This is a genomic window from Streptomyces sp. SM1, assembly GCF_002910825.1.
GTDB lineage: Bacteria > Actinomycetota > Actinomycetes > Streptomycetales > Streptomycetaceae > Streptomyces > Streptomyces okerensis.
In genome coordinates, this window is the sequence record NZ_NEUB01000822.1 from 22,563 (window position 1) to 32,667 (window position 10,105).

At 71.3% G+C, this 10,105-nt stretch carries 9 protein-coding genes and 2 pseudogenes; 5 read left to right on the top strand and 6 right to left on the bottom strand.

Translation table 11 applies throughout. From position 1 onward, the window contains the following. Positions 1 to 10: 10 nt before the first annotated feature. Genes B9S61_RS25755 through B9S61_RS25770 form a run of 4 tightly spaced genes read left to right on the top strand, consistent with a single transcriptional unit; the run spans position 11 to position 2,030 of the window. Positions 11 to 205: a Flp family type IVb pilin gene (locus B9S61_RS25755; RefSeq protein ID WP_103544378.1), complete on the top strand. Its 195-nt coding sequence runs from the start codon at positions 11 to 13 to the stop codon at positions 203 to 205. Continuing rightward, positions 202 to 792, top strand: a complete 591-nt coding sequence (locus B9S61_RS25760; protein WP_181007529.1) for a pilus assembly protein TadG-related protein — start codon at positions 202 to 204, stop codon at positions 790 to 792. The genes B9S61_RS25755 and B9S61_RS25760 overlap by 4 nt, the downstream gene beginning before the upstream one ends. Before the next feature lie 33 nt (positions 793 to 825). Continuing rightward, the gene (locus tag B9S61_RS25765) at positions 826 to 1,407 is read left to right on the top strand and encodes a hypothetical protein (RefSeq protein WP_103544379.1); all 582 of its coding nucleotides are present in this window, start codon (positions 826 to 828) and stop codon (positions 1,405 to 1,407) included. 8 nt (positions 1,408 to 1,415) lie between these two features. Then, positions 1,416 to 2,030, top strand: coding sequence for an OmpA family protein (locus tag B9S61_RS25770; protein WP_103544380.1), 615 nt, complete (start codon positions 1,416 to 1,418; stop codon positions 2,028 to 2,030). Here the strand turns inward: B9S61_RS25770 and B9S61_RS42615 are convergent. The 6 genes and pseudogenes from B9S61_RS42615 to B9S61_RS25795 form a co-directional block, all read right to left on the bottom strand. Beyond that, positions 2,031 to 2,147: pseudogene (locus B9S61_RS42615) on the bottom strand (cytidine deaminase); the annotation flags it as partial. Beyond that, complete coding sequence (locus B9S61_RS25780; RefSeq protein WP_308457790.1) at positions 2,131 to 3,165, bottom strand: alpha/beta hydrolase fold domain-containing protein; 1,035 nt, start codon at positions 3,163 to 3,165, stop codon at positions 2,131 to 2,133. The gene B9S61_RS25780 and the pseudogene B9S61_RS42615, both read right to left, overlap by 17 nt. Continuing rightward, positions 3,102 to 4,193 carry a WD40 repeat domain-containing protein gene (locus tag B9S61_RS42620; RefSeq protein ID WP_258039854.1) on the bottom strand — a complete coding sequence of 364 codons (1,092 nt, stop codon included), beginning with the start codon at positions 4,191 to 4,193 and terminating at the stop codon, positions 3,102 to 3,104. Before B9S61_RS42620 ends, B9S61_RS25780 begins: the two co-directional genes overlap by 64 nt. Positions 4,194 to 4,407: 214 nt before the next feature. Beyond that, positions 4,408 to 5,787: pseudogene (locus B9S61_RS43310) on the bottom strand (WD40 repeat domain-containing protein); the annotation flags it as partial. Between the two features lie 464 nt (positions 5,788 to 6,251). Next, positions 6,252 to 6,629 carry a DUF192 domain-containing protein gene (locus B9S61_RS25790; protein WP_103544381.1) on the bottom strand — a complete coding sequence of 126 codons (378 nt, stop codon included), beginning with the start codon at positions 6,627 to 6,629 and terminating at the stop codon, positions 6,252 to 6,254. Between the two features lie 182 nt (positions 6,630 to 6,811). Next, complete coding sequence (locus B9S61_RS25795; RefSeq protein ID WP_103544382.1) at positions 6,812 to 8,344, bottom strand: discoidin domain-containing protein; 1,533 nt, start codon at positions 8,342 to 8,344, stop codon at positions 6,812 to 6,814. A 323-nt stretch (positions 8,345 to 8,667) separates the two neighbouring features. On the opposite strand from B9S61_RS25795, the gene B9S61_RS25800 reads away from it, so the two are divergent. Continuing rightward, positions 8,668 to 10,105 (top strand): Flp family type IVb pilin (locus B9S61_RS25800; RefSeq protein ID WP_374936242.1); only part of this gene is annotated, 1,438 nt, incomplete at its 3' end.

A 10,105-nucleotide genomic window follows, 5' to 3' on the forward strand; every position in this document is an offset into this window, starting at 1 on the left:
GGGGACCACCATGAAGAACTGGATCAATACGACCGTCAGTTACCTCCACTCCCGCGCCGCCCGCAACGACAAGGGCCAGACCGCGGTGGAGTACCTGGGCATCATCGCGGTGGTCGTGGCGATCGTGCTGGCGATCACGGGGACGGACATCGGGCAGTCGATCTACGACGCGATCACCGCGCAGGTCGCGGAGGTTGTCGGCTGATCCGGCGCAGCCGCTACTGCGACGCAGGGCAGGCATTCCCCATCTACATCACGGTGGTGGGGGGCCTGCTCTTTCTCGCGTTCGCGTACTTCGCAGTCGGTCAGGCCGCGGCGAACCGGAACGACGCGCAGACAGCCGCTGACGCGGCGGCCCTGGCGGCAGCCCAGGACAGGCGGGAGAAGCTCGCCGACGCCCTGACGAAGAGTATTGATGATCCGTTGGCCTGGGCGGACATCTTCGCGGGTTACGTGCCAGGAATAGGGCCGTCGTGCTGGCGTTCTTACCAACTCGCAGCGCAGAACGATGCAACTGTGCTGTCCTGCGTACCTGACGGCCTGCTGGGGTTCACGGTCGAGGTCGTGACGAACGGGACAGTGGGCGAATCCATCGTCCCGGGCACTGAGAACAAGCGGTCGCGCGAAGAGGCCACTGCGGTGATCGAGCCTCGCTGCGAGTTCGAACTTCCGACAGGGGACGCGCTGCCTCTGCTCACCTGTATGGGAACGGAGTGGGAGCTGGACCCCGAGGCCCCGGAGGAATTGCTCCCACAGCCCGAAGACCTCTTCGACGTCCATCTGACCCACTGACAGCGAACGACGAACAAAGAAGGAAGCAGAGGCATGAGTATGCGGTTCGCTACGAAGGCCCGCAGGAGGATGGTCGCACTGACCGCTGTGGCCGGACTGGCCCTCGGAGTGGCCGGGTGCGGCGGTGGGGGAGGCGACGACAAGAAGCCGGAGACTTCGGCCTCGGCGTCCAAGGGCAATGGATCCGATCCAAGTGCTCAAGAGGGGCAGGCGGAGGACGTTCTTGCCGAACTGAGGGGGTCGGGAGGACTGCTCCTTCGGATTACCTCAGCACAACGCGACGCCGGAGGCTTTGTCACCGTCAATGCCGATTTGAAGAACGAAGGAGACAAGACCACAGTCGTCCCGGCCGGGCTGAGCGGGAATGAGACCGAGATCGTTCGAAACGGCAGGTCGCTGGGCGGTGCCACGCTGGTCGATTCGACGGGTAAGAAGCGGTACTACGTACTGCGCGACACGGACGGTCGCCCGTTGACGACCACAGGCTTCTCAACCATCAAGGCGGGGGAAAGCATGTCTGTCTTCATGCAGTTCCCCGCACCGCCTGCGGAGACCCCCGAAGTCACCTTCCAACTGCCGACGTTCGCCAGCGGCACCATCCAGATCTCTGGTTGAGGCAGAGGATGACTCACAAACGCCTGCTCCTCATCGGAACCGTAGCCACCCTCCTGGCGGTCAGCCCCGGAGTGGCAATCGCCGACGACGGCCCCAGCGTTCCCCCCGGCACCGAGGCCACCGCTGCGGCCCCCGTAGAACTCGACCCCAACGACCCCGACCTCAAGCTTCCGGAGGGCGCCACCCTCGCGGAGCCGAAGGTTCTCGACATCAAGCAGGTCGTCGAAGACCAAAGCGGTGACGAACGCCGCGAGGACACCAACTCCAACGTCACGTTCGCACTTCAGGCCGAGGTCCTGTTCGGCAAGGACAGCGCCAAGCTCGGCGGCGAGGCGAAGTCCCGTATCGCCGCCATCGCGGACGAGATCAAGAAGCAGAACGCCGCGAGGATCCGCGTCTTCGGCTTCACGGACAACCTGGGCTCTTCCGCCCACGGCGACGTCCTGTCCCGCAAGCGCGCCAACGCCGTACACGGCATCCTCGTCCAGGAACTGAGCGACTCGGACGTCACGTACGAGGTCCGTGGCTACGGAGAGCAGTATCCGATCGCCGACAACTCCACGGAGGCCGGCCGGAAGAAGAACCGGAGGGTCGAGATCTCCTTCCCGCGCACGGGGAGCTGATCACTCGGCGCCGAGCTGGCGATCGGCCCAGACGTAGCTTTCGGGCAGCAGGTCGGTGATGAGGACGGTCCGGAGGTCATCGCCGTTGCCGACGATGACCTCAAGGGCCGGGAAGTGGGTCTCTTCCCACCGCAGCGGCCAGGGGCCGGTGAGCGATCTCCGTGACGATCCCGGTGGCCGCCGCGCGGCCTTCGGGGGTGGGTGTGAGCGGGTACACGTGGACCGCTCCCTCACAGAGGGTCACGCTGACCGGAGCCCCTTCGGCGAGCGCACGGCGTTGCAGTACCCGCACGTCGGGGAGGCACAGGTCGCGGGTGCCGACGAACACGTCCATGGCGGCGAGGCCGGCGAGCGGGCCGTTGACCGGGCTCAGGCGCGGGTCGGTCGGGTCGTCGCCGCCCGCCCAGGCCCGTCCCACCTCGACCAGCCCGACCGGGGCCAGCCAGGGATCGCGGCGTGCGGCGGCAGGTATCTCCGGGTTGCCGAGGGTCAGGTCCAGCCAGGGGGCGATCAGCACCAGCCGGCGAGGCTGCGGAAGCCCGGAGGTGTGCAAGGTCTGGGCGAAACCCAGGGCCAGGCCGGCCCCGGCGGAGTCGCCGACGAGGGTGACCTCGGAGGCGGGTGTCCGGGTCAGCAACTCCCGGTACACCTCGGTGACGAGGGGATACGCCTCACGGTAGGTGTGCTGGGGAGCAAGGCCGTAGAGCGGGACCTCGGCACGCACGCCCGCGTCGGCGAGCGCGCCTATCAGCGTCCAGTGCTGCCTGGCGATCTCGCTGACGTACGCCCCGCCGTGCAGGTAGACGGCGGCCCGGGACGTCTCCCGCCCGCGAGGGGAGACGGTCCAGGACACGAACCCGTCGACCTGCCGGGCGGAGACATCATGGCGCTTGAGCAGCGCGGCAGGCGGCTCCGCCGATCCCTTCGCCGCACGCAACCGCCGCCGGGCCCGGGAGACACTCGACGAACGCGGCTTCATCCTCAGCCGCGCGTACGACGCGACCACGTGCATGGCCAGACTCACGGAACCTCCACAGCGGATGTCATGGGGTGACGCGTGGCGCCCCCGCCTCAAGGATGCCGTCGTCGCCCACCCGCCAGACGGTGACGGCTCTGCCGGGAGTCCCCGGAACATCGCCGTAGTCGACGCCGCCCTGGACGCCAAGGTCGGTGCACGGTCCTCCCGCGAGTGCGGCGGGTCGGTGCGAACGGCGGGCGGTGATATGGGCACGGGGGATCGTAGGGGCGGTCGGGGAGGTACTGCCTCCACTGGGACTCGGTGATCGGCTCCGATTCGGCGCACAGCCGCCCGAGGACGGCGTCGATGTCCGTGCGCCACAGCTGCGTGCTGTCGCCCGTGGAGACCGCGATCAGGCCCCCGTCGGGGCTGAAGGCGACCCCCGTGGTGGAGTAGCGCTCGTGGGTGGCGAGCAGGGCCACCTCCCGGGGCGCGGACGCGTCGGCGACGTCCCACAGCCGTACGGCCCCGTGGTCGTCCGCGCCGGCCAGCAGGGGCCGTGCCGGATCCGCCGCGAGGTGGGTCACCTCGCCCGAATGCCTCGGTGCGGAGCCCTCGGCCCTGGCCCGGTGCGGGTCGGTGATGTCCCAGACGGTGACGGTGCCCGCGGAGTCCCCGACGTACAAGGTGTTCCCCTCCGGGCTGGTGGCGAGGGCCGTGACACGGTCGGCGTCCCTCAGCGGGAGCACGTCCGTCCGCACGGGGTCGTACCGGCCGCCGGTGCGGCCGAGGTCCCACACCTGGACGGCATCGCGCTCCTTGCTGAACACGGCCAGGAGCCCACGGTCCCCGGCGAAGGCGACGGGCGCGGCTTCGGAGTAGACCGCCGAGCCGGACCCGGAACCGGGCAGTGTGCCGAGGTCCCGGGGGCGGTCCGGGTCGCTGACCTCCCACAGACGGACAGGGCCGAGCGGTTCGGCCGCGGCCAGGACCGTACCGTCGGGTCCGTGGACCACCCCCTGTGGGTCCTCGGCCTCCTCGAAGCGGCCTCGTTCGCGCGGGTCCGTGGGGTCGGTCACGTCCCAGAGGCCCAGCGGGTGGCCGGTGGCGAGGGTGCGCCCGTCCGGGCTGAAGGAGTACGTCTGGCCGCCGCTCCTGAAGGAGGGGAGTGTGGCCAGGTGCCGGGGTTCCGGGATCCCGCCCACCTGGTGAAGGGCACCGGGGGCCGGTCACCAGGGTCCGGCCCCCGGGGCCGAAGGGCTGGGAGGACAGGTGACCGGAGGGCAGGGACGCGTAGGCCGACGAGGCCCGGGAGCCGTGGACGTTCCACACCCGTACGACACCCTCCGCCCGGCGTGCCTCGTCCGGGTCGGCGGCGTCGCCCAGTGCCACGGACGCGAGGGTGCGGCCGTCCGGGGCGAAGGCGAGGGAGGTGACGGCGTTCGTGTGCCCGGTGAGACGGTCGCCCTGGAGGGGACGGCCGGGGTCGGAGATGTCCCACAACTGGACGGCCCCGTTGCCCGCCGCGACGGCCAGTGTCCTCCCGTCGTCGGTGAAGGCCACCGGCGTGCTCCATGAGTTCTGGCCGTCGAGCGAGGCACGCCGTACCGGGTGCCGGGGATCCGAGATGTCCCACAGCGCGGCGGTCCCGTCCTCGCCGGCGGTGGCGAGGAGGTGGCCGGCGGGACTGAACACCACCGCGGAGGACGGCGTGTCGAGGGTACTGAGGGACGACAGCCGTCCGGCCGGGGACAGGCTCATGATCCGCACACGTTCGTCTCCCGCCCCCGTCGCGACCAGCCTTCCGTCCGGGCTCGCGTCGGCGCCGTAGCCGAGGGCCGACTCGAACGCGGACGAATAGCCGGTCACTTCGGGGCGGCGCGGGTCGCGGACGTCCAGGACGACCACGCGCAGACCGTTGCCCACCGTCAGTAGCGAGGAAGTTCCGGCGAAGGACAGCTCCTTCACGTCGGTAACGGGCCGTGCGGAGCCGAGCGGCCTGGGCTTGTGTGCGTCCGTCACGTCCCACAGGCGTACGTGTCCGGCCGAGTCACCCTCGGCCAGCACATCGCCGTCCGCGCTGAAGGCGACTGTCCTCGTGCCGTTCCCGTGGCCCCCGAAGGCGGACATGACGTTGCCCGTCGTCGCGTCGAACAACGTCAGGCCACCGTGCGAGGCGGCGGCCAGTATCCGCCCCCGCGGGCTGAACGCGACGGCACGCGAGCTGCCGTCCGTGTGCAGCACACGGGGAATACTCGCGCCGGCGAGCAGGGCACCGACGGCCTCCTCCGTCTGCGACAGGCGGTATGCCTGCACAAGGAGCTGACGCGCCACATCGGGATGCTGGTACCGGATGGAATCTGCCTCGGCAACCAACTGGCGTGAAGTGGCCTCCAGTTGACGTTGGACTGCCAGATCGAGCTGACGGTCGGCCGCCAGGCCGAGCCCCGTCGCCGTGGCCAGCAGCGTGCAGAGGGCCGTCACCGTCGCTGCGATCAACTGGTTTCGTCGTCTCCTCAGCCGGACGTGGTGGCCGATGAGTTCGGCCTTCGGCCGCCCCTGGATCGGTGCGACGAACTCCGCGACGTCCGCCAACAGCCGGCGATCGTTGAAGGGGACGGAGCCGCGCTCGTCGATCTGCGTGCGCAGCCATCTCAGGTCCACCCAGCGTGGAGCCCCGGGCGTGACGGTCAGGGCCCGCTCCAGCTGCTCTCGGGGCAAGGCGTCCGTCCGGGACCAGTCGAAGTCCCGCGTCGCCGGGTTCCACTCGAGGCGCCCGTCGGACCACCCGATCAGCATGCGCTCGCCGCCCTTGTGCGCCACCCACCAGTCGATCTCGGCGCGCACCCATGGGGACGCGGCGGCGATGAGGAGAGGCCATCACGACGAGCCAGTTCGAACGGGCCAGGGCGTTCTCGATGTCGGCTCGCAGATCCGGGCTGGCACCGAGATGCGTGATGTCCCGGAACACCCGCAGCCGCACCGGCCGGTACCAGGGGCGCCCGAAGTTCTCCATGCAGCGCTGGAAGACGGCCGCGACATCGCGGTCGCGGCGCTGGCTGTACGAGATGAAGACGTCGTACTCCGCTGTCCCTTCCCGGGCCACCCGCCCTCGCGCACGGCCGGACCGTATGCCAGGCGGTGTCAATGGGCGCCCATCCGCTCCTCCGCCGGCAACCGCCGCCCGGCGCACGAGGCACTCGGCGCATGCGGCTTCATCACCCCGGGCGGCGCGTACAACGCGACCGCGTGCGTGGCCGGACTCATGGACTTCCCAAGTCGATCGTCAGACGCACCCCCACCCGCAGCCCCCACCCCTCCATCGCCCCCGCCTCGGCCTCGAGCACATGGCGGGCCCGGAGCCGGGGGAGCCCGAGCCGGCCGGGTGGCATGGTGCGTACGGCGACGACCCGGAGCCGCCGGTCGAGATAGGCGACGTCGATGGGCATCCGCATACGGAAGGTGTGCACGCTGTTGGCGGGGGAGAGGAGCAGCGCCCCGTCGAGGGAGTCCCGCCCCAGCAGTCCCCTGGTACGGGCCCGGTAGGACCCGGCGATCTCCAGGGGGACGCACACAGCGGGCCCCGCGTCACCGTCCCCCCGCACGGTCAACTCCCCGCGCCCGTCACGCCAGCGCCCCATCCCCGACCGCCCCCTCCACCGTGAACCACGGCCGACCCCACACCACCGGACCCGCTGAAGCCGCCGGGCCCGCTGAAGCCGCCGGGCCCGCTGAAGCCGCCGGGCCCGCTGAAGCCGCCGGACCCGCCGGAACCACCGGACCCACCGAACCCTCCGAACGTATCCCCGGCGGCCCCCCGGCGTCAGTGCTTGCGGAGTTGTGCGGCCAGGGCGGCGAGGGTCTGGGCCGTCTCGGCCAGGCTCGCCACGGCGGATTCCAGCTCCGAGGCGACGCGGGGCGACGCGGGAAGGCCGGTGGACGAGGAGGGGACGGCGACAGGGGTGCCGCGATAGCCGATGGGGCCTTCGTTGTGGCGCTGGTAGTAGCCGGTGAACGCCTGCCCGGCGGGCGCCTCGGCGAAGGAGACCTGGGCCAGCCGGGTCTCGTTCGCCCCGGCGTTGCGGGTGATGTCGAGACGGAAGTGACGGTAGCCCGGCGCGGTGGCGCGGAGGAAGAACTCCCGCGTCTCGTAACGCCCGGTGAAGGTCTCACCGGCGCGCGAGTCCAGCGGCGTCCAGGCCTTGCCGTCGGCCGAGCCGTACAGGGTCCAGTCGCGGGGGTCGCGGTCGGGGAAGTCGTTGGCCGACGTCAGGGAGTACGAGGCGACGGCGGCGGGGCCGGTGAGGGTGAAGTCGAGCCGGGCGGTGTCGTCGCCGGCCAGCCACTTGGTACGGCGGTCGTTGCGGAGGTTGCCGGCCACTTCGCCGTTCGGACGGTACTCGTCGCTCGCCCTGACCCTGGTCACCGCGACGTCGGTGGTGGCGGCGTGCAGCACCGCCACACCCGAATTGCCACGCTGATCATGCCAGTTCACCCGCTCGACGGGTGCCGTCGCACCGTCGTCCACCAGCAGCCGCAGCTCGTGGGACGTGTGCCAGCCGCCGCCCCAGCCCTCCTCCGTGTGGAAGCGGTGCGACGTGGAAGCGGAGAGGTTCTCGGTCTCCTGCGAGAACGGCCTGCGGTCGCCGAGACGCCCCTGGTACTCGTACGCCGTACCGTCCGCCGCGCGGTAACAGCCGTGGAAGCCGGACATGTCGGACTGGAAACTGATCGCGGACTCGGCGCCGTCCGCCGTGCGCCAGCCGAGCTGGGCGGGCAGGGAGCACTCGTCCCGGTCGAGGTGGAAGAGCAGGCGCGGTGCCGACTGCCAGGAGGACGAGGAGGAGTGGGCGAGGCGGCGCTCCGTACGGTAGGAGAACACCGAGTCGCGGGCCGCCTCCGCCGTCCGTGCCCGCTCCGAACGGCCGCGCTCCCAGACGGGGTCCAGGGTGATCCGGTAGAGCCACAGCATGCTCCGGGCCTTGCCCGAGGTGCGTATCTCCAGGGTGTTGGTGCCCGGCTTCAGCAGGTGCCCGGGTACGGCGAGGACATTGTCCTGCGGAAGGTCCCCGCCCCCGGGCACGGTGAGGTCCGCGACCAGCGGCTCGCCCTGCAACAGTACGTCCATCGGGGCGTACCCGATCGAGGCGCCGAGCTTGGAGACGAGGGCCGTGACGGTGAGCGTCGCCTGCTCGACGTCCTCCGGGTCCGCCACCTCGAAGCGCAGCGTCACACTCCCGCCCGCGTTCAGCGCCAGATGCGACCCGGCGGACCGCGTCCGCTGACGCTCGACCTTCGCATTGACAAGGCGGGCCGGTTCGGCGGAGAAGTCCGCGTAGGTGACGTCAAAACCCATGAGGTTGCCCCACGTCCTTCGTGATCGTCAGTGACAGCCGCGCCAACGGTGCGCGCCGACCGTGATCACGGACCCTAGTGCGCCCGACTGACAACGCCTGCGGTCCCGGGGCCGCGCGGCGCCCGGGCGCGGTTGGGTGCTGCTTTGGGCCCACGGGCCCATGTCCCGACACCCTCCCCTCCCTACCCTCGGGCCCGTGCCGTGTACGAAACACGGTGCGCGTCGGGGGAGTTGCGGAGGGGGCGGGGGGCATGGCCTGGACCGGGGGAGGAGCGGCGTCCGGGGCGGTTCGGGTGCCGGACGGCGGGGGTGGGCGACGGGACATGCCCCGGCCTCTGTCCCGTGCACTGCTGCTCGTGCACGCGCTGTTCGCGTTCACCGTGCTCGGTGGCGCGGGCCTGCTCCTCACCGCCGCGTCGTTCGACGCGGTGGACGGTACCCTGCTCGCCCAGGTGGCCTACGCCGCCGCTCCCGGTGTGCTCGGCTGGTGGCTGGCCCGTCGCAGCCGGCAGGGCGGAGCCCCGGTCTGGATCGGGCTGGTCGTCGTACAGGCGTGGCTCGTCCTCGGCTCGATGTCCAACGTCGCCGACGGATCGGCCCGTGGCCTCACCCAACTGCTCCTCCCTCTCCTCGTCCTGTTCCTGCTGACCCGCCCGGCGAGTCGCGACTGGTTCCGCCTCGCCGTACCGGACCGGCGGGAGCGCCGCCCGTTCTCCCTGTCCCGGATGATCCGCTGGCGCCGGGACGACGGTCAGACGGCGGTGGAGTACGCGGGCCTGATCGCGGTCGTCGCGGCGATCATCGGCGCGCTCGTCGTCACCGGCCTGGGCGGGACGATCCTCACCGAGGTCCAGGCGCAGGTGTGCCGTGTCACCGGGACCGCCTGTCCCGCGCCCGGAAACGGCGGCGGCGACGGCGACGGCGACGGTCGGGTCACGGCGGAGGACGGTGACGGCGCGAGCGACGGAGGCGACGGGGGCGGTGCCGACGCCGGGGGCGAGGCGACCGGCGGTGCGGGGAACCCCGGTGGAGAGCCGGGCGGCACGGACCCCGGCGGCGACCCGTCCGCCGGCCCTCGGGGTGATCCCTCCGTCGTCGACCCGGTGGCCGCCGAGGACGAGATCGACGAGCCGCCCTACGAGGACCCGACCGCCGGAAACGGTGACGGGGAGGACGGCGGCGAGGGAATCGACGAGGGCTGCTTCTCCGGCTTCGGCGCCTTCTTCGGCTGCGCCGGGGACCAGCTCGGGCAGGTGGGCGGAGGCCTCTTCGTCGACGGCGTCTGGGGTGACGTCACCGGCATCTGGGACGTGGTGACCAGCCCGGTCGACACCTGGAACGGCCTGATGGACTACGGCGGTTCCCTGGGCGACGAGTGGACGGACAACACCGCCGACGCCCGTGAGATGTGGGACGACGGCGACTACCTCGGCGCGATCCGGGACTGGGGCGGCGCCTCGCTCGGCACCGGCGGAACCGTCCTGTGGGACTCCTTCGTCGGCGACGACGTCGAGGACCAGTGGAACGACGGCAACGAGACCCGGGCCGTCACCACCGTCATCTGGAACGTCGGCTCCCTCTTCATCCCCGGCTACGGCGAAGCGAAGATCGCCGAGAAGGTCGGCTCGCTCGGTCGGCTGAGCCGGGTCGTCGACGACGCCACCGAGGCCGCCCAGGACGCACGGCGCGCGGCCGAGAAGGGCGACCTCGGCGCCCTGGACGACGCCGTCCGCCGCGCCGACGAAGCGGCGGACGAGGCGG